This window comes from Pseudomonas sp. NFX1 (assembly GCF_051123555.1).
GTDB lineage: Bacteria > Pseudomonadota > Gammaproteobacteria > Pseudomonadales > Pseudomonadaceae > Aquipseudomonas > Aquipseudomonas capeferrum.
In genome coordinates this window covers 5,885,979-5,909,220 of the sequence record NZ_CP169366.1, presented here as the reverse complement: position 1 = coordinate 5,909,220, position 23,242 = coordinate 5,885,979, and the positions used below count along the sequence as shown (strand labels likewise).

Sequence of the window (23,242 nt, the reverse complement as noted above, 5' to 3'; positions counted from 1 at the left end):
TCGAAATCGAGCGCCGCGCGGGCGGCGCTCGATCTCACTGGCGCCAAAGATGTTGTGACAAGCACTTGCAACCCCACACCCTTCCAAAACACCCCGCCAACACCCTTAAAATTTTCGAAATTGTTCATTTCGTTCTCATTCAATCAGTTTTTTCTATAACCCACGACTGGATACTGCCTTTCCATTGCGCTAATATTTTCGTAAACGAACACCAATGTTCATATTCGATGTGAACAGCCCCAGGAGGCCTTGCCCGTGTCCCAGCCCGTTTCGTCCCAGCCCCCACTCGCCGACTGCTATGACCTCGCCGTGATCGGCGGTGGCATCAATGGCGTGGGCATCGCTGCCGACGCCGCCGGGCGTGGCCTCAAGGTCTTCCTCTGCGAAAAGGACGACCTGGCCCAGCACACTTCCTCCGCCAGCAGCAAGCTGATCCATGGCGGCCTTCGTTACCTGGAGCACTACGAGTTCCGCCTGGTTCGCGAAGCACTGGCCGAGCGCGAAGTGCTGTTGGCCAAGGCGCCGCATATCGTCAAGCCGATGCGCTTCGTGTTGCCACACCGCCCGCACCTGCGCCCGGCCTGGATGATCCGTGCCGGCCTTTTCCTCTACGATCACCTGGGCAAGCGCAAGCGCCTGGGAGCCTCGCGCAGCCTGCGCTTCGGCCCGGGCTACCCGCTCAAGCCGGCGATCACCCGTGGCTTCGAATACGCCGACTGCGCCGTTGACGACGCACGCCTGGTGGTGCTCAACGCCATGGCCGCACGCGAAAACGGTGCACACATCCATACCCGTACCCGCTGCCTGCGCGCCGAACGCGTCGACGGCCTGTGGCACGTGGAGCTGCAGCAAGCCGATGGCAGCGTGCGCAGCATTCGCGCCCGGGCATTGGTCAACGCCGCCGGCCCTTGGGTCGCCAGCTTCATCAAGGATGACCTCAAGCTCGATGCGCCGTACGGCATTCGCCTGATCCAGGGCAGCCACCTGATCGTGCCGCGCCTGTATGAAGGGGATCACGCCTACATCCTGCAGAACGAAGACCAACGTATCGTCTTCTGCATCCCCTATCTGGACCGTTTCACCCTGATCGGCACCACCGACCGTGAGTACAGCGGCGACCCGGCCAAGGTGGCGATCACCGAGCAGGAAACCGACTATCTGCTGAAGGTGGTCAATGCGCACTTCAATCATCAACTGAGCCGCAGCGATATCCTGCACACCTACTCCGGCGTGCGCCCGCTGTGCAACGACGAATCGGATAACCCGTCCGCCGTCACCCGTGACTACACCCTCGCGCTTTCCGCCGCTCAAGGCGAGGCGCCTTTGCTGTCGGTGTTTGGCGGCAAACTGACCACGTACCGCAAGCTGGCCGAGTCGGCCATGGCAGAACTCAAGCCGTTCTTCAGCCAGATGGGCCAGAGCTGGACAGCCAACTCTGCCCTGCCCGGCGGTGAAGGCATGAGCACGCCTCAGGCACTGGTCGACGACCTGCTCTCGCAGCACCAATGGCTCGCGCCGGATATCGCCAAGCGCTGGGCAGTGACCTACGGCAGCCGCACCTGGCAGTTGCTGGAAGGTGTGAACGGCCCGGACGATCTGGGCCAGGCGATTGGTGGTGGCCTGTTCACCCGGGAAGTCGATTACCTGCGCGAAACCGAATGGGCTGTCAGCACTCAGGATATCCTCTGGCGCAGGACCAAACTGGGCCTGTTCACCAGCGAAAGCGAACAGCGCGCGCTGGCTGATTATCTGGCTCAGGGCGACGCACGCAGCAACGCCGCCTGAACCTTGTACGGCGACCGTCCTGCGGTCGCCGGCAATCAGGCCTCCCGCCCGTACGCATTCCTCGCCAATTCGAGATAAAGCGCACGCTCTTCAGCATTGAGCGCCTCCATCAATGCCGCAGCGCGCTCAAGGTACTGCTGCTCGCCCGAGTCGCCAGCCTGAAGCTCATAAGCCTCCAGCTGTTCATGAAACGGCGCGGCCAAGGCTTCGAAGCGCTCAGGGTAGCGATTGCGCACATAGCCTTGCCAGAACTCTCGTTGCGCAAGTGCCTGGCTCAGCACGTCGGTATTTTCACCGGCCAGCACGCTAGTACCCGCACGCATGATCCGCGTACGGGTCACACCGCTGTGCTGAAGGTAATTCATATGCCGCGGTTGGGCCGGTAGATCGAGCCTGTCAGCCAGGTGAACCCGGTAGGCAAGATAAACTTCGATGTCATCCACCGCGGCAAAAGGGTCCTGGCGCATTTCCTGGATATGCCGAGCGGCAATACTGTCCACTTCGTCCAGGCGATAAAGCGAGCGCCCGAGCCTCAGCAAGGTCGCCTCGGCCCGCGCGCCCCCCTCACCGGCCGCGTGCAAGGCAATATGGGTTCTGACTTCCAGTTGGCTGAGGATCAGTAACAGCCGGTCCTCACAGGTCCTGCGTCCTTGCGTCTGCCAGAACACCGCTTCACGCACGTCGGTGTTGTCCGCGCAAAGCTCGAGTATCCGCCACACCCTGGCGCGGTAGTAGCGCGGATGATCAAGGAAGTCATCAGAGCTCGCAAAATCGGCCAGAAAGCGAAAAAGGTCTGCCGACTGCGGCTCCTCGGACAAACTCGTCCAGACCTGCGTGCGCTGGGTGCGTAGGTCACCATCGGGGGCGCCCATCCATCGTTCCAGCAAGGTATTCTCGGCAATGGCGTGATGATAGGACTCGCGGCGGTGGATGGTCATAATAGTGCTACTGCGAGCCATCAGCTCCTCGCTCGCTTCGTCCAGGGGGTTGTCATGCATCGACAGCCGTTGCAGTCGATCGCGCAGGCTGCGCAAATCGCCGTTCAACTGGCGAATCTGATTATCGCGAACATCCACCAGGCCCCTCCAAGGCATAAGACCCTGATCTGGCACTGCCTGCAGCCCGGTTGCGCGCAGCGAGACCTCGCGTAGATGACCCAAGCCAGCAAGGTCGGGAACCTGGCCCAACGGGTTATAGTTCAGGTCCAGTTGCTGGAGCATTGAAAGGCTTGCCAGCCTTCGATTGCCTGCTGCATCGATGGTAATCTGGTTACCCGCCAGTCGCAGCGTACGCAGTTCGGTCAAGTGCTCCAGCCCCACCGGCAAGGTGGCCAACTGATTGCCGCGCAGGTCCAGCTCGCGCAGGTGGGAGAACCTTCGCAGAAAGTCTTCATCAGCCTGCTCAAGGCTCATGTTGCGCAAGCTCAAGCGCCGAACATGGCCGAATTCGATACCGGCCGGCAAGGTCGGCAAACTGCCTACGTGTTCGCCATCGATATGCAGCACGAAGTCGTCACCCGCAAGGCCGGCAGTCTTGCGTCGCCAGGCGCGCCGGATCTGGTTGGCAACGCGTTGCCGCCTGAGCCCATCCATGAAGCTCACGCGCTGGCGCTGCCAGGCATCCAGCGCCCCACGCAGGCTTTCCAGCTGTTGCTGAAGACTGCTCAAGTGCTCCCAGAGCCCGATACGGCGGCGCATCAGATCGAGCAGGTAAGCGTCCAGTTGTGCGTCGGTCAGGGTCGGGAATATCTCATGTATGCCGCGACGGATAGCCTGGCGGCTGCTCTCGCCTCCGCCACTCAGTGCATAGCCTATTCGACCGTCGGCAATTCGCTGCGGCGGTCGGTAACGCTCTGCGATAGGCAGCAGCCCCATCAACTTCGCCGTGCTTTCACGATCAACGCTGGCTTGATGAGAGAGCCTCTGGCCCAGTTCAGTGGCCGTCACCCGGGGACCGCCAAGTGCCACCTTCTGACCCTCCTCAAGGGTGAGCAGTAAACAGGGCAACAAGCCCGTGGCCGGCCCTGCAGGGGCGGCATCACTCAAGTGATAACCCTGCTCGGTCTGGATCATGCTTCTGATTCGCGACGCGTCCTTAGCGCCCTTCGACGCCAGCAAACGACCACCCGATTCTCCAAGGCGCAGTTCGATGCGCACCGATGGCGGCCATGGCGCCAGTTCATCGATCAATTCCAAAGCCAGGCGCTGGGTATCAGTATTGACCGCACCCTCGTGCTCGAACCCCATCAGTGCGCGGTCCAGCCGACTTTCCCGCAAGAGCCAGCGTGCACGCTCGGCCATTGCCAACGGCACCCGACCACTGGCCAGTAGCGCCTTGATTTGCTCACCGTTTGCCAGTTCGAGGATTGCTTCGGCGCAACGAACGGACAGGCCTGGGAATACCCGGATAAGCATGGCGCCAGCGGCAGAGGGCGCACCTTGTCGAGCAGCCAGTTCCCGTTCGAACGCGGCGCCACGCAACTGAGGGACAAGTGCATGGCACTCGTGGCGTGCATGGGCATCGAGCAGCCGTGCAGGGGCTGGCGCCTCTTGCAGGTGCAGATGGCGCAACTGATTGTGTTCGAGCCCGGTTACCCGAAGCAGCGTTTCGGCAGTCTGGTCAGAGGCTTGCGCGAAGTCCCCGCCAAATCTGCGCATCAGCGGGCCGCCGCCATCGAGGTGATGGGCCGAGACCGGCCGATCCGCCAACCGGCACCGGCCCTCGCCTTCGTGCAAGGGCGTGAGCGCATCGACAAACGGCACCCGTTCCAGCACCCGGCCCACACCCACTACCCCGACGCCCACCACGGCACCGACAGCAAGGTTCTCTGCCACGCCAAAAAGGTGATCCAGTGCCCCTTGGCGGTCCCCTATCCGCCAATCGGTATAGCCTTTGTAGACTTCGCTGACCACGTCCACTGCAGCCACGGCGAACATCACCTCCCCCAATACCGGAATGAACAGCGCAGCCAGGTTGAGCACATCGAGCCCCGCACTCTTGAGCGTTTCCAGCCGCTGATGGCGCTCGATGGCGGTTTCGTCGGCAGTGGGCACTGCCAGGACTCTTGCATCATCAAGCATCTTGTCGACCTGCAAGCTACGCAGATAGGCGAACAAAGGCGTATCGATGGCGAAGTTGCGCCCATCCAGAACAGCTGGCGCTTGCACGCTGCTGGCTTCGATCAGGCGCTCCAGGGTGGCCGTGAAGGCTGGCCGATCACGTTCACTGATGAAACGACGGAAAAAGGATCGGTAATGGGGGGCACGCATCCGTTTGCCCAACGACAGGTACAAGGCATCCCAGGAGACGTGCTTGGCCACCGGCCTATGGGGGTCCTGCGGTATCCAGCTGATGACCCCCTCCAGCGGCCCTTCAGCACGCTCGCGCAACTCCAGGGTGACAAGCCCATGGATACGCTTGCCCAATAGATACAACTGGCGAGGTGTGACAACACCTGGCATCGCCGGCACGATGGGTTTGCTTGCGAACACCGGTAACAAGCGCAAGTAGTCGATTTCGTCCAACTCGGACTTGACCCTTGCCATACGCACTGCAACGTCCAACTTGGCGCGCAGGCTTTCTTCGAACATGCGCTCTACTGCCACACGCGCAAAATCCTCAGGCGCCGTGGGCCTGCTTTTCGGAAACAGTTGAGTACGCAGCATTTGCTGGTAACGTCCGCCGACATCCAAGTCTCTGCAGCAGCGGGCAAACGCCTCGAACTCAAGCGGCAATCTCACCCCGTGGGCGTCCTGCAAATAGGCTCGCCGACGCGATGAGGGGACGGTCTCGCTTTCATGAAAATTGTGCAGCGCCGCCGTCAGCAGCGGTTGCACGCTATGGACTGTCCTCCAGGGGGTATGCAGCCGCGGTGCTGCGCTAGGCATGGGCACATCGTCTTCGATATAGACCTGCATGCTTCGCACATCGACATCCGCCAGGCCGCGGGCGCGCAACGCCTGTTCGAGCAACGGCGAGGCAAAGGCCTCCAGGCTGGGGATACTCGCCAACCTGTTCCTGACCTGTTGCGCCGCAGCTTGCTGACGGCGCAGCGCCCTGTGCAAGGTCAGCAGAAGATCGACATTGGCGATTCTCAGCCAATCCGCAAGCTGGCGGGCAATGAAGGCATCGACGGAATCGGAGGGGATCGGAATGACAGACACGGCATGCGCTCCTGATGATGAGGCAGCCAGCTCAACATTTGCGTTTCATGCCGGTGTGTTACTTAAAGCTGAGGCCCCCGTTCGGATTGCCGAACGAAAAAAACCCACGCATTCGGCGTTCCGACTACGGGTTAATCCTGAAAAACCTTGAGATAGGGCTGATGCCCAGGCTTTTCGGGGGGTTATGATCATTCACAGAGCTTGGCACGAGTCATGCTCTACACTTGGAAGCCGAATGCACCGCTTCATGCTGTATTCGTTGAACGAAAGAGTCCGCCAACGGCTCCATAAAAAAAACAAACACGTCGAGGAAAATTTGATGCGTATCGTTCGTCAATTGCTGGGCGCCGCCATCGCGGCTGCAGTCATCGCTTCGCCTGTCATGGCCGAGGAGCTGACCGGCACCCTGAAGAAGATCAAGGACTCGGGCACCATCACACTGGGGCACCGTGACTCATCCATTCCATTTTCCTACCTGGCAGGCAGCACCACGCCCGTCGGCTACTCCCACGACATCCAGCTCGCTGTGGTCGAAGCGCTGAAGAAGCAGCTGGGCACCGACATCAAGGTCAAGTACAACCTCGTCACCTCCCAGACCCGTATCCCGCTGGTGCAGAACGGCACCGTCGACCTGGAATGCGGCTCCACTACCAACAACGTCGAGCGCCAGCAGCAAGTCGGCTTCTCGGTCGGCATCTTCGAAGTCGGTACCCGTCTGTTGACCAAGGTCAAGGACGGTGCGCCTGCATACAAAGACTTCCCGGACCTGGCCGGCAAGAACGTGGTGACCACCGCCGGTACCACCTCCGAGCGCATCCTCAAGGCAATGAACGCCGACAAGCAGATGAAGATGAACGTGATTTCCGCCAAGGACCACGGTGAAGCCTTCAACATGCTCGAAAGCGGCCGCGCCGTGGCCTTCATGATGGACGACGCCCTGCTGGCCGGTGAAATGGCCAAGGCGCGTAAACCTGCGGATTGGGTCATCACCGGTACTCCTCAGTCGTACGAAATTTACGGCTGCATGGTGCGCAAGGAAGACGCTGCGTTCAAGAAAGCGGTCGACGGGGCCATCGTGGGCTACTTCAAATCGGGTGAAGTCAACAAGAGCTACGACAAGTGGTTCATGCAACCGATCCCGCCAAAAGGCCTGAACCTGCAGTTCCAGATGAGCGACGAACTGAAAAAACTGATCGCCGAGCCGACCGACAAGGCCGCGGACGAGAAGAAGTCCTGATCCTCAGATAGTGGCCTGGCGCGCAAGCGCACGAATCTATTCTGCAGGCCACTCATTAGTGTCTAACCTTTCATCCGAGGGCGCCGAGCGCCCCCGGATGCTCGAAGGTGCCCGTGAAACAACCGTCTGAGGGGAAATCCCGATGAATTACAACTGGGACTGGGGCGTGTTCTTCAAGTCCACCGGCGTGGGCAGCGAAACCTATCTGGACTGGTACATCACCGGCCTGGGCTGGACCATCGCCATCGCCATCACCGCCTGGATCATCGCACTGCTGCTGGGGTCGGTACTCGGCGTCATGCGTACCGTGCCTAACCGCCTTGTATCGGGCATCGCCACCGCCTACGTGGAGCTGTTCCGTAACGTACCGCTGCTGGTGCAATTGTTCATCTGGTACTTCCTGGTACCGGACCTGCTGCCCGAGGGCCTGCAAGAATGGTTCAAGCAGGACCTCAACCCGACCACCTCGGCGCTGATCAGCGTGGTTGTCTGCCTGGGCCTGTTCACCGCCGCGCGAGTCTGCGAACAGGTGCGGACCGGTATCCAGGCACTGCCCCGCGGCCAAGAGGCCGCCGCCCGCGCCATGGGCTTCAGCCTGCCGCAGATCTACACCAACGTGCTGCTGCCGCAAGCGTACCGGATCATCATTCCGCCGCTCACCTCCGAGTTTCTCAACGTGTTCAAGAACTCCTCGGTGGCCTCGCTGATCGGCCTGATGGAGCTGCTGGCACAGACCAAACAGACGGCGGAGTTTTCCGCCAACCTGTTCGAGGCATTCACCCTGGCCACGCTGATCTACTTCACCCTGAACATGGGCCTGATGCTGCTCATGCGCCTGGTCGAGAAGAAAGTTGCCGTGCCTGGCCTGATTTCCGTGGGAGGCAAGTAAATGGACATGGATTTCAGCGAAATCATCCCGGCCCTGCCTGCCCTGTGGGGCGGCATGGTCATGACCCTGCAATTGATGGTCATGGGCGTGGTCGGCGGTATCGCGCTCGGCACCCTGCTGGCATTGATGCGCCTGTCGTCGAGCAAGCTGCTGTCGCGTGTGGCGGGTGCCTACGTCAACTACTTCCGCTCGATCCCGCTGCTGCTGGTGATCACCTGGTTCTACCTGGCGGTGCCGTTCGTGCTGCGCTGGATCACCGGCGAAGATACCCCCGTCGGTGCGTTCACCTCCTGCGTCGTCGCGTTCATGATGTTCGAGGCAGCGTACTTCTGCGAAATCGTCCGCGCCGGCGTGCAGTCGATTTCCAAAGGGCAGATGGGTGCCGCTCAAGCACTGGGCATGAATTACGCCCAGACCATGCGCCTGATCATCCTGCCCCAGGCCTTCCGCAAGATGACCCCGCTGCTGCTGCAGCAGAGCATCATCCTGTTCCAGGACACCTCGCTGGTGTATACCGTGGGCCTGGTCGACTTCCTCAACTCGGCACGCTCCAACGGCGACATCATCGGGCGCTCCCATGAGTTCCTGATCTTCGCCGGGGTCGTCTACTTCATCATCAGCTTCTCCGCTTCGTGGCTGGTCAAGCGCCTGCAAAAAAGGATCACCGTATGATTTCCATCAAGAACGTCAACAAGTGGTACGGCGACTTCCAGGTACTGACCGACTGCAGCACCGACGTCAAGAAAGGTGAAGTGGTGGTAGTGTGCGGCCCGTCGGGCTCGGGCAAGTCCACCCTGATCAAGTGCGTCAACGCCCTGGAACCGTTCCAGAAAGGCGACGTGGTGGTCGATGGCACCTCGATTGCCGACCCGAAGACCAACCTGCCCAAGCTGCGTTCGCGGGTCGGCATGGTGTTCCAGCACTTCGAACTGTTTCCGCACCTGACCATCACCGAGAACCTGACCATTGCTCAGCGCAAGGTACTTGGCCGCAGCGAGGCGGAAGCCACCAAGAAGGGCCTGGCCCTGCTCGAACGCGTCGGCCTCAGCGCCCATGCCAAGAAGCACCCCGGCCAGCTCTCCGGCGGCCAGCAGCAACGTGTGGCGATCGCCCGCGCCCTGGCGATGGACCCGATCGTCATGCTGTTCGACGAACCGACCTCGGCACTGGACCCGGAAATGGTCAGCGAGGTGCTGGATGTGATGGTGCAACTGGCCCACGAAGGCATGACCATGATGTGCGTGACCCACGAGATGGGCTTTGCCCGCAAGGTCGCCAACCGGGTCATCTTCATGGACAAGGGCAGCATCATCGAAGACTGCACCAAAGAGGAATTCTTCGGTGACCAGAGCGCCCGCGACCAGCGCACCCAGCACTTCCTGAGCAAGATCCTGCAACACTAAGTCGGCCTCCAGCCCCGCTGCTCGCCCCCTCCGGGCAGCGGAAGCTGGTCGTGACAAGGCCACTGTGATGAAATGCGACCCTTCGCTACTGCTCCCTGCCAAGCCTGCCGTGAATTCCCGCCTGATCCGCCAATTGCTGTTGCCGCCTTTGATCATCCTGCTGATGGTCGGCTTGGGGCTGGCCGGTTACCTGGTCAGCGAGAGCAACGGCATCCGCACCTTGAGCGAAAACGGTGAACGTCAGCTGGAGCTGCACGCGCGCACGGTCGAAAGCGAGATCAGCAAGTACACCTACCTGCCCAGCCTGCTGGAGCTTGAAGACAGCGTCTCGCACCTGCTCACCGACCCTGACGGCGGCTCCCGCCAGGCCGTCAACGAATACCTCGAAGGTTTGAATCGGCGCAGCCGCAGCCGGGCGATCTTCGTCCTCGACACCAATGGCCGGGTGCAGGCCACCAGCAACTGGCGCGATGCCGATTCGTTCCTCGGTGAAGACCTGTCGTTCCGGGCCTATTTCCAGACGGCCGTGCGCGGCGAACCCGGGCGCTTCTACGGCATCGGCAGCACCACCGGCGAGGCTGGCTACTACCTGGCCCACGGGCTGGAAGAACACGGCAAGATCATTGGCGTGGCGGTGATCAAGGTGCGCCTGGACACCCTTGAGGAGCGCTGGCAACGGGCCCGCCTGGAGGCTTTCGTCAGTGACGAAAACGGTATCATCATCCTCTCCAGTGACCCGGCGCGGCGCCTGAAATCGGTGCGCCCGCTGACCCCGCAAATCAAAGAGCGCCTGGCGCGCAGCCTGCAGTATTACTGGTGGCCGTTGAACGAGCTGCAACCACTGGCGCGGGAAACCCTGGCCGATGGCGTCGAGAAGCTGACCTTCCCGGCCAACAGCGAAACGGTTCAGGGCAAGGCCCATGAAGTGGCGTACCTGGCACAAACCCGGCGCCTGGTCGATACCCCGTGGCATTTCACCCTGCTCACCCCGCTGCAGGACCTGCGCCGTGAGTCCATGGTGCAGGGCATCCTGGTTGGGGTGGCATTCGCCCTGCTGGCGATTCTGGGTATCGCCTGGAATGAGCGGCGCAAGGTCATCGCTACCCGCCTGGCCGCCCGCGAGGCACTGCAGGAAGCCAACAGCCAGCTCGAACGGCGTATCACCGAGCGCACCGCCGACCTGCGCGCCAGCAATGAACGGCTCAAGGGGCAGATCCGCGAGCGTCGGCATGCCGAGCAAACCCTGCGCCACGCCCAGGACGAGCTGGTCCAGGCAGGCAAGCTGGCCGCCATCGGGCAGATGTCCACCAGCATCGCCCACGAACTCAACCAGCCCTTGGCCGCGTTGCGCACCTTGTCGGGCAACACCGTGCGCTTCCTCGAACGCGGCGCACTGGAAACGGCCAGCACCAACCTGCGCACCATGAACGACCTGATTGATCGCATGGGCCGCATCACCGCCAGCCTGCGTTCGTTCGCCCGCCGTGGCGACGACAGTGGCCAGGCGTCGCTGGCCAAGGCAGTGGACGCTTCATTGCAGGTGCTGGCCAACCGTATCAGTGGCTGCCACTTGCAGTTGCACCATCAGTTCGAAGACCAGCAACTGGCCATTGACCAGACCCGCCTGGAGCAGATCCTGGTCAACCTGATCGGCAACGCCCTCGACGCCATGGCCACCCAGCCCCTGCCAGAGCTGTGGCTGGAAGGCGAACTGCAGGGCGACAAATATCGCCTGCGGGTGCGCGACAATGGCCATGGCATCGACGCCGAGGCGCGCAAGCACCTGTTCGAACCCTTCTTCACCACCAAACCCGGCGAACATGGCCTGGGCCTGGGCCTGACCTTGTCGGCGAGCCTTGCTGCCGCCGCCAAGGGCAGCCTGAACGTCGAGCACCCCGCCAGTGGCGGCACGGCCTTTGTCCTGGCCCTGCCCCTGGTATCCCCCCCTAGCGAACCGGCGGAGCACCCATGAACCAAGCGCCTCTTACCGTCCTGATCGTCGAAGACGACCCGCATGTGCTGCTCGGCTGCCAGCAGGCGCTGGCGCTGGAAGACATCGCCTGTGAAGGGGTCGGCAGCGCCGAACAGGCCCTGGAACGCATCAGCGACGACTTCGCCGGCATCGTCGTCAGCGATATCCGCTTGCCGGGCATCGACGGCCTCGAACTGCTCAACCGCCTCAAAGCCCGCGACCGCAGCCTGCCCGTGGTGCTGATCACCGGCCATGGCGACATCGACATGGCGGTCGGCGCCATGCGCAATGGCGCCTATGACTTCATGGAGAAACCCTTCTCGCCTGAGCGCCTGGTCGATGTGGTGCGCCGCGCCCTCGAACATCGCGGCCTTTCCCGCGAAGTGGTGGCCCTGCGCCGCCAACTGGCCGAACAGAGCAGCCTGGAGGGTCGCATCATTGGCCGCTCGGCCGCCATGGAGCAGCTGCGCGAGTTGATCGCCAATGTGGCCGACACCTCGGCCAACGTGCTGATCGAAGGCGAGACCGGCACCGGCAAGGAACTGGTCGCCCGCTGCCTCCACGACTTCAGCCGCCGCCAGGGCCAGCCCTTCGTGGCCCTGAACTGCGGGGGCCTGCCCGAGAACCTGTTCGAAAGCGAGATCTTCGGCCACGAAGCCAACGCCTTCACCGGTGCGGGCAAACGCCGAATCGGCAAGATCGAACACGCCAACGGCGGCACGCTGTTCCTCGACGAAGTCGAAAGCATGCCGATCAACCTGCAGATCAAACTGCTGCGGGTGTTGCAGGAGCGCACCCTGGAACGGCTGGGCTCGAACCAGAGCATTGCGGTGGATTGCCGGGTGGTCGCCGCGACCAAGGCCGACCTCGATGCCATGGGCCAGAACGGGCAGTTTCGCAGCGACCTGTACTACCGGCTGAACGTGGTGACGCTGGAACTACCGCCACTGCGCGAACGCCGCGAAGACATCCTGCAACTGTTCGAACACTTCCTGCAGCAATCGGCCCTGCGCTTCGACCGCGAAACGCCGACCTTGGACAGCCAGACCCTGTCGCGGCTGATGGCCCATGACTGGCCCGGCAACGTGCGCGAACTGCGCAACGTGGCCGAGCGTTATGCCTTGGGCCTGCCGGCGTTCAAGAAAGGCCCGAGTGGTGGCGCCAGCCAGGGGCTGGGCTTTTCCGAAGCCGTTGAGGCTTTCGAGCGCAACCTGCTCAGCGATGCCCTGCAGCGCACCGGCGGCAACCTCAGCCAGGCCAGCCAGGAGCTGGGCATGGCCAAGACCACGCTGTTCGACAAAGTGAAAAAGTACGGGCTGGGCTGAAAGATCGGCGTCGCCCTCTTCGCGGACAAAACCGCTCTTAAAGGCCTGCGATATGCGTCGCGTCCTGCCGGTGTGACTGCAGGTAAGGCAGCACCGCCCCCAGCAACGGCGCCTTGAACGGCTCCTGGAAGCGGTGCGCCAACCCCGGTATCAAGCGCAACTGGCTACCCTGGATATGCGCTGCCAGGTGCACCCCATGCATCACCGGCAACAAGGGGTCGGCCGTGCCATGCACCACAAGTGTCGGCACGCGCAACTGGTTGAGCAGCGCTACCCGGCTCGGTTCGGCAAGGATCGCCATGATCTGGCGCTTGGCACCCTCAGGGTTGAACGCCCGGTCATAGGCCACGGCCGCCTGTTGCATCAACGCCGCACGGTCATCGTGCACCTCGGGGCTGCCCAGGGCTGCCAGCAAATCAGCCTGCTGTTCGATGGCCACCTCGCGGTTCGGCGCACTGCGCCGGGCCAGCAACTGCACCAGGGCCGGATCTGGCGCGGGCAACCCTGCGGCCCCCGAGCTGGACATCACCAGCGTCAGGCTACGCACCCGCTCCGGCGCCATCGCCGCCAGGTGCTGCGCGATCATCCCCCCCATGCTGACCCCCAGCACATGAAATTGGTCTATGCCCAGTGAGTCCATCAGGCGCAGCCCATCCCCGGCCATGTCGGTCAGCGTATACGGCGCGGCGACTGGCAAGCCCAGCTTGTAGCGCAGCAGCTCGACGGTCAGGTTGGCGGAAGGGGGCAGTTGGTTCCAGCGTGACAGGCCAACATCGCGGTTGTCATAGCGAATGACCCGAAACCCCTGGCGGCACAAGGCCTCGACCACGTCGTCCGGCCAGTGGATCAGTTGCCCGCCCAGGCCCATGACCAGCAGCAGTGCCGGGTCTCGGGCTGCACCTACGCTCTGGTAGACCAGGCTCAGCTCACCCAGCTCCGCCCGCTGAGCCGCCACGTGAACGTCGCAGCGCTGCTCGGCGAAACTCGCCGGCACGCTGACAAGGAAGAATAAAAACAGCAGAAAAGCCCGCATGAAAGAAACACCAGAATGCAGATCCCCAGTAGAGCGCGAGTCTGATGAAAATCATTCAAGCGCGCTGCCACAGTTCAATGACAATTTCGTGAACCTCGCCAGGCGGTCAGTGTGGCAACACACGTAAACCCTGATGACAGCCAGGCCAACTTGAGCCAGACTCAACGACTACCCCGTTTCCTCCCGTATTCCCAATGGAAAGTCGCTGTGCTTGAAATTCGCCACCTGAAAACCCTTCATGCCCTGCGCGAGTCCGACAGCCTGGTGGAGGCCGCCGAGCGCCTGCACCTGACGCAGTCAGCCCTGTCGCACCAGTTCAAGGAGCTCGAAGAGCGCCTTGGCCTGCCGCTGTTCGTGCGCAAGACCAAGCCGATCCGCTTTACCAGCGCCGGGCTGCGCCTGCTGCAACTGGCCGATGCCACCTTGCCGCTGCTGCGCGGCGCCGAGCGTGACATCGCCCGCCTGGCCGGCGGCACCGCCGGGCGCCTGCACATGGCCATCGAATGCCATAGCTGCTTCCAATGGCTGATGCCGACCATCGACCAGTTCCGCGATGCCTGGCCGGAAGTGGAGCTGGACCTGGCCTCAGGGTTCGCCTTCGCCCCGCTGCCAGCCCTGGCCCGGGGTGACCTGGACTTGGTGGTCACCTCCGACCCGCTGGACCTGGCCGGTATCACCTACGTACCACTGTTCACCTACGAAGCCATGATCGCCGTCGCCAACCAGCATCCGCTGGCCAGCAAGCCTTACATCGTGCCGCAGGACCTGCTCGACCAGACCTTGATCACGTACCCGGTGGAACGCGACCGCCTGGACATCTTCACCCGCTTCCTGGAGCCGGCCGACATCGAACCGGCCGCCGTGCGCACCTCCGAGCTGACCGTGATGATGATGCAACTGGTCGCCAGCGGCCGCGGGGTGTGCGGCATGCCGCACTGGGCGCTGCACGAGTACAGCTCGCGCGGCTATGTGAAGGGCAAGCGCCTGGGCGAAAAGGGCCTGTTCGCCACGCTTTATGCGGCCGTGCGCACCGACATGCTCGATGCACCGTACATGCGCGACTTCCTGTTGACCGCCAAGGACACCTCGTTCGCCACCCTGGACGGGGTCAGCGCGGTACGCTGACCGCTTTGCGGTAGAGCGGCAGGATCAAGTCGCGGGTCAATGGTGCCAGCTCAAGAGCGGGCGCCTGGTCGGCGGCCAACCAGACCACTTCTTCGATTTCTGCTGCTGGGACCACGGCCTCGGCACTGTCGACCCGAAACAGCTCGGCCTGCACCTCATGGCCTGGCTCGTTGGCCGCCGGGGCGCTGAAGCGGCCCAGGGGGATGGCCTGGGCGGGGTCGATGCGCAGGCCCAACTCTTCGTGCAGTTCGCGTACCAGTGCGGCCACCGGCGTTTCCCCTGCATCGATCTTGCCCCCAGGCTGCATGAAGGCCTGGGTGCCGCGTTTGCGGACCAGCAGGGTGCGGCCCTGGGGGTCGATCAGCAGGGCGGCGGCAATGCGGATGGTCTTGGTCATGGGATGGGCTCACAGGCAAAGCCAGAGAGCATCCCATGGGGCTCATGGCCAGACAAGCACAGGCAGCCTCCCCCACGCACAGACGAACGGCCCCTTGCCAACCCGCCGCCGACCCTCCATAACCAACACATGAACCTGCCCGCCCAACAGCACCCGGTGCTCGCACTGTTCCACCCCGCCGTCGGCACCTGGTTCCGTCGCCACTTCGCCACGGTCACCGACGCCCAGGCCCGTGCCTGGCCATTGATTCACGCCGGTGAATCGATGCTGCTGGCCGCGCCGACCGGTTCGGGCAAGACCTTGAGCGCCTTCCTCGCGGTGCTCGATGAGCTGTTCCGCCAAGGCCTTGAACACGGCGGCGAACTGCCTGCACAGACGCAGGTGGTCTACGTCTCGCCGCTCAAGGCCCTGTCCAACGATATTCGCCTGAACCTGCAGGCCCCGCTCGAAGGCATCAGCCAGGCGCTCGAAGACCAGGGCCTGAAAGCGCCCCGTATCACCACCGCCGTGCGCACTGGCGACACGCCGCAAAAAGAACGTGCAGCCATGCGCAAGCTCGCCCCGCACATCCTGGTGACCACGCCAGAGTCACTCTATGTGCTGATGGGCTCGGCCTCGGGCCGTGCCGGCCTTGCCAGTGTGCACACGGTGATTGTCGATGAGATTCACGCCCTGGCCGGCAACAAACGCGGCGCCCATCTGGCGCTGACCCTGGAGCGCCTGCAAGCCCTCGCCGAACGGCCCTTGCGGCGCATCGGCCTGTCCGCCACCCAGCGGCCGGTGGAGCGCGTGGCGCAGTTTCTGGTGGGGCATCAGCGCCCCTGTGCGATCGTCGACATCGGCCACGCACGCACGCGCGACCTGGCCCTGGAAGTACCACCAGTGCCCCTGGGTGCGGTGATGGCCACCGACGTGTGGAACCTGGTCTACGACCGCCTGGCAACCCTGGCCCGCGAACACCGCACGACGTTGGTTTTCGTCAACACCCGGCGCCTGGCCGAACGCCTGACCCGCCACCTCAGCGACCGCCTGGGCAAAGAAGCTGTGGCCGCGCACCACGGCAGCCTGGCCAAGGAACTGCGCCTGGACGCCGAACAGCGCCTGAAGCAGGGCCAGTTGCAGGTGCTCGTGGCCACGGCTTCGCTGGAGCTGGGCATCGATATCGGCGATGTCGACCTGGTCTGCCAGATCGCCTCGCCAGGTTCGATCGCAGCCTTTTTGCAACGTGTCGGCCGCTCGGGCCACCAGGTCGAGGGCATTCCCAAAGGTCGGCTGTTCCCGACTTCGCGGGACGACCTGATCGAATGCACGGCCCTGCTCGACTGTGTGCGCCGAGGCGAGCTCGACCAGCTGCACATCGCCAAGGCCCCCCTGGATGTACTGGCCCAGCAAATCGTCGCCGAAGCCAGCAACCAGCCGTGGCTGGAGCAGGCGCTGTTCGACTGCCTGCGCCAGGCAACGCCCTACGCCGAACTCGACGCGCAGCACTACCAGGCGCTGCTGAGCATGCTTGCCGAGGGCTACAACGGCCGCCAAGGCATCCGTAGCGCCTACCTGCACCGCGACGCGGTGAGCGGCACCTTGCGCGGCCGTCGCGGCAGCCAGCTGACCGCATTGACCAGTGGCGGCACCATCCCCGAGACCGCCGACTACGCCGTGCTGCTCGAACCCCAGGCGCTGAGCATCGGCAGCGTCAACGAAGATTTCGCGGTAGAAAGCATTGCCGGCGATATTTTCCAGTTGGGCAATGCCTCGTACCGGATCCTGCGGGTCGAACCTGGCCGCGTGCGGGTCGAGGACGCCCATGGCCTGCCGCCCACTATTCCGTTCTGGCTGGGGGAAGCGCCGGGGCGCAGCGATGAGCTGTCAGCAGCGGTCGCCCGCTTGCAGGCACGCATCGACGAGCGGCTGGGGTTGCCGGGTGCCGATAGCGCTACGTTGCTGCAATGGCTGCAGCGTACCTTCGAACTGGGCGAAGACAGCGCCAGCCAGTTGCTCGATTACCTGGGGCGCACGCGGGCAGTACTGGGCGCCCTGCCCTCGCAACAGACGCTGATCATGGAGCGCTTCTTCGACGAGTCCGGCGGCACCCAGCTGATCATCCACTCGCCCTATGGCAGCCGTATCAACCGCGCCTGGGGCCTGGCCCTGCGCAAGCGCTTCTGCCGCACGTTCAATTTCGAGCTGCAAGCGGCGGCCAGCGAAGATGCCATCGTGCTGTCGCTGTCCACCAGCCACAGTTTCGCCCTGGACGAAGTGTGGCGCTACCTGACCAGCCGCAGTGCCGAACAGGTCCTCATCCAGGCCCTGCTCGACGCGCCGCTGTTCGGTGTGCGCTGGCGCTGGAACGCTGCCGTGGCCATGGCCTTGCCGCGCTTCGTCGGTGGGCGCAAGGTGGCCCCGCAGATCCAGCGGATGAAAAGCGAAGACCTGATTGCGTCGGTGTTCCCCGACCAGGTCGCCTGCCTGGAAAACATCGTCGGCGAACGGCAGATCCCCGATCATCCGCTGGTCGAACAGACCCTCGACGACTGCCTGCACGAAGCCATGGACAGCGAAGGCTGGCTGGCCCTGCTGCGGCGTATGGAGAGCGGCGAGGTGCGCATGCTCAGCCGCGACCTGCCGGCACCGTCACCGCTGGCCTCGGCCATTCTCAACGCCAGGCCCTACGCGTTTCTGGACGATGCGCCGCTGGAAGAACGCCGAACTCAGGCAGTACTCAACCGACGCTGGAGCGACGTGCGCAGTGGCGATGATCTTGGCGCGCTGGACGCCGACGCCATCCGCGCCGTGGAAGATGAGGCCTGGCCGCAACCGGTCAACGCCGATGAGATGCACGAGGCGTTGATGAGCCTGGGCGCCATCACCCAGCCTGAAGCCCAGGCCAACGCCAGTTGGGCCCTGCTGCTGCGGCAACTGGCCAAGGCAGGCCGAGCCTTGCACCTGCCCGATCGACAGCTCTGGCTGGCCCGTGAGCGCCTGAACCTGCTGCAGGCGCTGTATCCGGGTGCAGCCACAGAGCCTGCCTTGAACCTGCTGCCCGGCTTTGATCAGGCCATCGACGCCGACACTGCGCTGAGCGAGCTGCTGCGCGCCCGTCTGGGAGGTCACGGCCCGCAGACCTTGGCGCAGATCGCCACACCCTTGGGCAAACCCCTCCCGGACATCGAGCAGGCCCTGGCTCGCCTGGAAAGCGAAGGCTATGTGCTGCGCGGCCATTTCAGCCCAGGTGCACACGACCTGCAGTGGTGCGAGCGCCACTTGCTGGCGCGCATCCACCGCTACACGGTCAAACGCCTGCGCCGGGAGATAGAACCGGTCAGCCTGCAGGACTTCATGCGCTTTCTGTTCGATTGGCAGCACCTGGCCGCAGACGAACGCCTGCGCGGGCCGCAGGCGGTGGCCGAGGTACTGGGCCAACTGCAGGGGTTTCCGAGTGCTGCGGGTGCCTGGGAAGCCGAGCTGTTGCCTGCGCGGATCAAGGACTACAGCCCGCACTGGCTCGACGACGCGTGCCGCAGCGGGCAGTTCGCCTGGAGCCGCCTGGCAGCGACGCAGTCGAGCAGCACCTTGGCGAGCACCCCGCTGGTGTTGTTGCCCCGGGACCAGCTCAATACCTGGCGCAGCCTCGCGCCAGCCCCTTGCCCTGAGGCGCTAGGCCCGCGCGCGCAACGTGTGCATGAAGCGCTGAAAACGGAAGGTGCGCTGTTCTTCGATGAACTGGCCAAAGAGGCGCACCTGTTGCCCAGTGAGCTGGAAACGGCACTGCAGGAGCTGGTGGGCTCAGGCCTGGTCGGCGCCGACAGCTTCACCGGCCTGCGCAGCCTGATCACACCAGCGGCCAAACGCGCGCCACGCCACAGCCGCCGCGGCCATGCGCCGTTTTCGAGCAGCATGGCCCACGCCGGGCGCTGGGCGTTGTTGCGGCGCGGTGCCGCCAGCTTGGACGACGACCAGCGCCTGGAACACATTGCCCGCACCCTGCTGCGCCGCTACGGGGTGATCTGCTGGCGACTGCTGGAACGCGAGAGCGATGTGCTGCCCCCGTGGCGAGCGTTGCTGCGCTGTTATCACCGGCTGGAAGCCCGCGGCGAAATTCGTGGCGGGCGGTTTATCGCCGGGTTGGCCGGCGAGCAGTTCGCCTTGCCGGAGGCGGTAGGCCTGTTGCGGCAAGTGCGACGGCGTGAGCCGGAGGGCGCCCTGGTGATGGTCAGTGCAAGCGACCCGCTGAACCTGGTGGGCTCGCTACTGCCGGGGGCCAAGGTACCGGCCGTGAGCGGCAATCGCTTGCTGTACCGCGATGGGGTACCCGTAGCGATGCGGGTTGCCGGGCGATACCAATTCCTCATCGACGCGTCGTTGGAAGAACAGCAGGCCTGGCGCCACCGGCTGTTACTCAAGCAGCAGGACTGAGCAACCAGCCCGTTGTGCGAATGATTTTCGATACCCCGATTTTCATTTTCACTACCGCCCAACCGGGCTATGGTCGGGGTTTGCCCCAGGCCCCTGAGCCTGACCGCGCCATCGCAAGGACCCCGTATGAGCCTGTCACTTCTCAGCCGCTACGCCTTCTTCGCCGCCTGTGTACTGTTCACCCTGGCGAGCCTGCCGTTCACCCACCACGAGTGGTTGTGGCCCTTCACCCTGACCACTGCCGTACTCAGCCTGATCGGCGTGTTCGACTTGCTGCAAAAGCGCCATGCAGTCCGCCGCAACTACCCGATCCTCGGCAACATCCGCTACCTGGTCGAGGGCATTCGCCCGGAAATCCGCCAGTACCTGCTCGAAGCCGACAGCGACGCCCTGCCCTTCTCCCGCGCCCAGCGCTCGCTGGTGTATGCCCGGGCCAAGAACGAAGCCTCGGACAAACCCTTCGGCACCCTGATCGACGTCTACCAGTCCGGCTTCGAATTTATCGGCCACTCCATGCGCCCGGCACCGCTGACCGACCCAGCAGGTTTTCGCATCGTCGTCGGCGGGCCGCAGTGCAGCCAGCCGTATTCGGCGTCGATCTTCAACATTTCGGCGATGAGTTTCGGTTCACTCAGCGCCAACGCCATCCGCGCCCTGAACGAAGGCGCCAAGCTGGGCAACTTCGCCCATGACACCGGCGAAGGCAGCATCAGCCCCTACCACCGTGAACACGGTGGCGACCTGGTGTGGGAGCTGGGCAGCGGCTACTTTGGCTGCCGTACTGCAGACGGGCGGTTCGACCCGGAACGCTTCGCCGCCCAGGCACGTACCCCCCAGGTACGGATGATCGAAATCAAGATGAGCCAAGGCGCCAAGCCCGGCCACGGCGGCATCCTGCCCAAGCACAAGGTGACCCAGGAAATTGCCGAAACCCGCGGCATCCTCATGGGCGAGGACTGCATTTCGCCGTCGCGCCACAGCGCCTTCTCGACGCCGATTGAAATGATGCAGTTCATTGCCCAGTTGCGCGAGCTGTCCGGCGGCAAGCCGGTGGGCTTCAAGTTTTGCCTGGGCCACCCGTGGGAGTTCATGGGCATCGCCAAGGCCATGCTGGAAACCGGCATCCTCCCTGATTTCATCGTCGTCGACGGCAAGGAAGGGGGCACGGGCGCGGCGCCGGTGGAGTTCACCGACCATATCGGCGTGCCGCTGCGCGAAGGCTTGCTGTTCGTGCATAACACCTTGGTCGGCCTGAACCTGCGCGACAAGATCAAGCTCGGTGCCAGTGGCAAGATCGTCAGTGCTTTCGACATCGCCAGCGTATTGGCCATCGGCGCCGACTGGGCCAACGCAGCGCGTGGCTTCATGTTCGCGATTGGTTGCATCCAGTCGCAGAGCTGCCATACCAACAAGTGCCCGACCGGTGTGGCCACCCAGGACCCGTTGCGCCAGCGCGCACTGGTGGTGCCGGACAAGGCCCAGCGGGTATTGAACTTCCACCACAACACCCTGCGCGCCCTGGCCGAAATGCTCGCCGCAGCCGGCCTGGAACACCCGGCACAATTGGAAGCCAAGCACCTGGTGCGACGGGTATCGGCCACCGAGATCAAGCTGTTCTCGCAGATGCATGTATTCCTCAAACCGGGGGAGTTGCTGACCGGTGAGGTGGATGGGCAGTTCTATTCGCGGATGTGGCAGATGGCCCGGGCGGACAGCTTCGAGCCTAACAGCGAGGTAGCGGCCTGACATGCCTGGGGCCGCTTTGCGGCCCCAGTATTTCAGATCAGGACGCGGTGCTCGCCACCCCTTGCACTTGCTTCGGCGCCAGGCGGAAGGTGTAGTACAAGGCGGTCAGCAACACCAGGAACGCCGGGCCGATGTACAGCGCCACGCGGGTGTCTTCGAAGTACGCCATCAGGCCTACCACCAGCACCAGGAAGGCCAGTGCCAGGTAGGAGCTCAGTGGCCACAGCCACATGCGGTATTTCAGCGCCTTGCGCTCGGCAGTGGTGAGCCCGGCGCGGAACTTCAGCTGCGCCAGCAGGATCATCACCCAGGTCCAGATCGCGCCGAAGGTAGCGATCGACGTCACCCAGACAAAGACCTTTTCCGGCACCAGGTAGTTGGCCAGCACGCCCAGCAGCAGCGCGCCGATCGACAGCAGCAGCGCATTGCGCGGCACGCCGTTTTTCGAGGTGCGGGCAAAGGTGGCCGGGGCCTGACCATTTTGCGCCAAACTGTAGAGCATGCGACCGGTGCTGAAGATACCGCCGTTGCACGACGACAGTGCTGCAGTGATGACCACGAAGTTGATGATGCCGGCAGCGGTCTTGATACCAAGGCGTTCGAAGGTCATGACGAACGGGCTGCCCTGGCTGCCGATCTCGTTCCACGGGTAGATCGACAGGATCACGAACAACGCCCCTACGTAGAACAGCAGGATGCGCCAGAACACCGAACCGATGGCCTGCGGAATGGTTTTTTGCGGGTTGCGTGCTTCGCCGGCGGTCAGGCCGATCATTTCCACGCCCAGGTAGGCGAACATCACCATCTGCAGCGACATCAGCACGCCGGTCACGCCGTTGGGCATGAAACCGCCATTGCTCCACAAGTTGGAGATACCCATGGCCACGCCGTCGTTGCCCAGGCCGAAGGCAATGATGCCGATACCGCCCAGGACCATGGCAATGATGGTGACGATCTTGATCAGGGCGAACCAGAACTCGAATTCACCGAACGCCTTGACCGCCACCAGGTTGACCGCGCCCATGCTGCCCAGCGCCGCCAAGGCCCAGATCCAGCGGGGTACGTCGGGGAACCAGATGCCCATGTAGATGGCCACGGCGGTGATTTCCGCCACGCAGGTCACCAGCCACAGGAACCAGTAGTTCCAGCCGGTGAGAAAGCCCGCCAACGGGCCAAGGTAATCCTGGGCATAGCGGCTGAACGAGCCGGCAACGGGGTTGTGCACGGCCATCTCGCCGAGGGCGCGCATGATCACCAGGATGGCCAGGCCACCAATGATGTAGGACAGCATGATGGCTGGGCCGGCCATTTCGATGGCTTTGGCCGAACCGAGGAAAAGACCGACACCGATACAGGCGCCCAGCGCCATCAGACGGATGTGCCGTTCGCCAAGTTCACGCTTCAGAGGGCCGCCCTGGGCGGTCTCGGCGTGGGCAGGGTGGTTGCCGACGGGCATAGCAATACAACCTCATTTTGTTATTGGATTTGACCTTCGTGCAGCACCGGCCGCGCCGATAGGCGGGGCGTAGACTTGCCGGGCTGGCCTCGTGGGCCGGCCCGTGTGCCGGCGTAGAGCGTCCGGCAGGGCGAAGGGGGCGAGCAGTATAGGAAGCTCCCTGTAGGGATTTTCACTGTATAAACGGGGAAATTCGGCGAGAAATCTCGCCCCTGTGGGCGCGGCCTTGAGTCGCGACAAGGGCTGCGAAGCCGCCGTAAAAATCCTGTAGCCACCTTAGCAACATCGCCTCCCCCCG

At 63.5% G+C, this 23,242-nt stretch carries 14 protein-coding genes; 10 read left to right on the top strand and 4 right to left on the bottom strand.

Translation table 11 applies throughout. The features are described 5' to 3' along the window. Positions 1-255 precede the first annotated feature (255 nt). Positions 256-1,785 (top strand): glycerol-3-phosphate dehydrogenase, encoded by a 1,530-nt coding sequence (glpD, locus tag DJ563_RS26600; protein WP_434518597.1) that lies wholly within the window; start codon positions 256-258, stop codon positions 1,783-1,785. A gap of 35 nt (positions 1,786-1,820) precedes the next feature. Here glpD and DJ563_RS26595 read toward each other — a convergent pair whose 3' ends face one another. After that, positions 1,821-5,948, bottom strand: coding sequence for an NEL-type E3 ubiquitin ligase domain-containing protein (locus DJ563_RS26595; protein ID WP_434518596.1), 4,128 nt, complete (start codon positions 5,946-5,948; stop codon positions 1,821-1,823). Between the two features lie 319 nt (positions 5,949-6,267). Between DJ563_RS26595 and DJ563_RS26590 the strand changes: the two genes are divergently transcribed. The 6 genes from DJ563_RS26590 to DJ563_RS26565 all read left to right on the top strand — a co-directional run bounded on the left by DJ563_RS26590 (position 6,268) and on the right by DJ563_RS26565 (position 12,774). Then, a complete protein-coding gene (locus tag DJ563_RS26590; RefSeq protein ID WP_434518595.1) occupies positions 6,268-7,185 on the top strand; it encodes a glutamate/aspartate ABC transporter substrate-binding protein in 918 nt (305 codons plus the stop codon). A gap of 142 nt (positions 7,186-7,327) precedes the next feature. Next, positions 7,328-8,074, top strand: a complete 747-nt coding sequence (locus DJ563_RS26585; protein ID WP_033702681.1) for an amino acid ABC transporter permease — start codon at positions 7,328-7,330, stop codon at positions 8,072-8,074. Beyond that, positions 8,075-8,746, top strand: a complete 672-nt coding sequence (locus DJ563_RS26580; RefSeq protein WP_033702682.1) for an amino acid ABC transporter permease — start codon at positions 8,075-8,077, stop codon at positions 8,744-8,746. Then, positions 8,743-9,477, top strand: coding sequence for an amino acid ABC transporter ATP-binding protein (locus DJ563_RS26575; RefSeq protein WP_047583640.1), 735 nt, complete (start codon positions 8,743-8,745; stop codon positions 9,475-9,477). The genes DJ563_RS26580 and DJ563_RS26575 overlap by 4 nt, the downstream gene beginning before the upstream one ends. Positions 9,478-9,544: 67 nt before the next feature. Continuing rightward, positions 9,545-11,449 carry a sensor histidine kinase gene (locus DJ563_RS26570; RefSeq protein ID WP_156310215.1) on the top strand — a complete coding sequence of 635 codons (1,905 nt, stop codon included), beginning with the start codon at positions 9,545-9,547 and terminating at the stop codon, positions 11,447-11,449. After that, complete coding sequence (locus DJ563_RS26565; RefSeq protein ID WP_434518594.1) at positions 11,446-12,774, top strand: sigma-54-dependent transcriptional regulator; 1,329 nt, start codon at positions 11,446-11,448, stop codon at positions 12,772-12,774. Before DJ563_RS26570 ends, DJ563_RS26565 begins: the two co-directional genes overlap by 4 nt. A gap of 37 nt (positions 12,775-12,811) precedes the next feature. On the opposite strand, the gene DJ563_RS26560 is transcribed toward DJ563_RS26565, so the two are convergent. Next, positions 12,812-13,807 (bottom strand): alpha/beta fold hydrolase, encoded by a 996-nt coding sequence (locus DJ563_RS26560; RefSeq protein WP_274098519.1) that lies wholly within the window; start codon positions 13,805-13,807, stop codon positions 12,812-12,814. 207 nt (positions 13,808-14,014) lie between these two features. Between DJ563_RS26560 and metR the strand changes: the two genes are divergently transcribed. Beyond that, positions 14,015-14,932, top strand: coding sequence for a transcriptional regulator MetR (metR, locus tag DJ563_RS26555; protein ID WP_033702687.1), 918 nt, complete (start codon positions 14,015-14,017; stop codon positions 14,930-14,932). On the opposite strand, the gene DJ563_RS26550 is transcribed toward metR, so the two are convergent. Next, on the bottom strand, positions 14,916-15,329 hold the full coding sequence (locus tag DJ563_RS26550) for an NUDIX hydrolase (RefSeq protein ID WP_274098518.1): 414 nt from the start codon (positions 15,327-15,329) through the stop codon (positions 14,916-14,918). The genes metR and DJ563_RS26550 overlap by 17 nt on opposite strands. 129 nt (positions 15,330-15,458) lie before the next feature. Between DJ563_RS26550 and DJ563_RS26545 the strand changes: the two genes are divergently transcribed. Beyond that, a complete protein-coding gene (locus DJ563_RS26545) occupies positions 15,459-19,742 on the top strand; it encodes a DEAD/DEAH box helicase (protein WP_434518593.1) in 4,284 nt (1,427 codons plus the stop codon). Between the two features lie 126 nt (positions 19,743-19,868). Next, positions 19,869-21,488 carry an FMN-binding glutamate synthase family protein gene (locus DJ563_RS26540; protein ID WP_274098516.1) on the top strand — a complete coding sequence of 540 codons (1,620 nt, stop codon included), beginning with the start codon at positions 19,869-19,871 and terminating at the stop codon, positions 21,486-21,488. Between the two features lie 37 nt (positions 21,489-21,525). On the opposite strand, the gene DJ563_RS26535 is transcribed toward DJ563_RS26540, so the two are convergent. Beyond that, a complete protein-coding gene (locus DJ563_RS26535; RefSeq protein WP_274098515.1) occupies positions 21,526-22,944 on the bottom strand; it encodes an amino acid permease in 1,419 nt (472 codons plus the stop codon). Positions 22,945-23,242: the final 298 nt, after the last annotated feature.

Bases quoted from the DNA above. Each gene is read 5' to 3' on its own strand.
- DJ563_RS26550 (WP_274098518.1), bottom strand. From the start codon at position 15,329: ATGACCAAGACCATCCGCATTGCCGCCGCCCTGCTGATCGACCCCCAG.
- DJ563_RS26590 (WP_434518595.1), top strand. From the start codon at position 6,268: ATGCGTATCGTTCGTCAATTGCTGGGCGCCGCCATCGCGGCTGCAGTC.
- DJ563_RS26580 (WP_033702682.1), top strand. From the start codon at position 8,075: ATGGACATGGATTTCAGCGAAATCATCCCGGCCCTGCCTGCCCTGTGG.
- DJ563_RS26585 (WP_033702681.1), top strand. From the start codon at position 7,328: ATGAATTACAACTGGGACTGGGGCGTGTTCTTCAAGTCCACCGGCGTG.
- DJ563_RS26535 (WP_274098515.1), bottom strand. From the start codon at position 22,944: ATGCCCGTCGGCAACCACCCTGCCCACGCCGAGACCGCCCAGGGCGGC.
- DJ563_RS26545 (WP_434518593.1), top strand. From the start codon at position 15,459: ATGAACCTGCCCGCCCAACAGCACCCGGTGCTCGCACTGTTCCACCCC.
- DJ563_RS26575 (WP_047583640.1), top strand. From the start codon at position 8,743: ATGATTTCCATCAAGAACGTCAACAAGTGGTACGGCGACTTCCAGGTA.
- DJ563_RS26560 (WP_274098519.1), bottom strand. From the start codon at position 13,807: ATGCGGGCTTTTCTGCTGTTTTTATTCTTCCTTGTCAGCGTGCCGGCG.
- DJ563_RS26565 (WP_434518594.1), top strand. From the start codon at position 11,446: ATGAACCAAGCGCCTCTTACCGTCCTGATCGTCGAAGACGACCCGCAT.
- DJ563_RS26540 (WP_274098516.1), top strand. From the start codon at position 19,869: ATGAGCCTGTCACTTCTCAGCCGCTACGCCTTCTTCGCCGCCTGTGTA.
- DJ563_RS26570 (WP_156310215.1), top strand. From the start codon at position 9,545: ATGAAATGCGACCCTTCGCTACTGCTCCCTGCCAAGCCTGCCGTGAAT.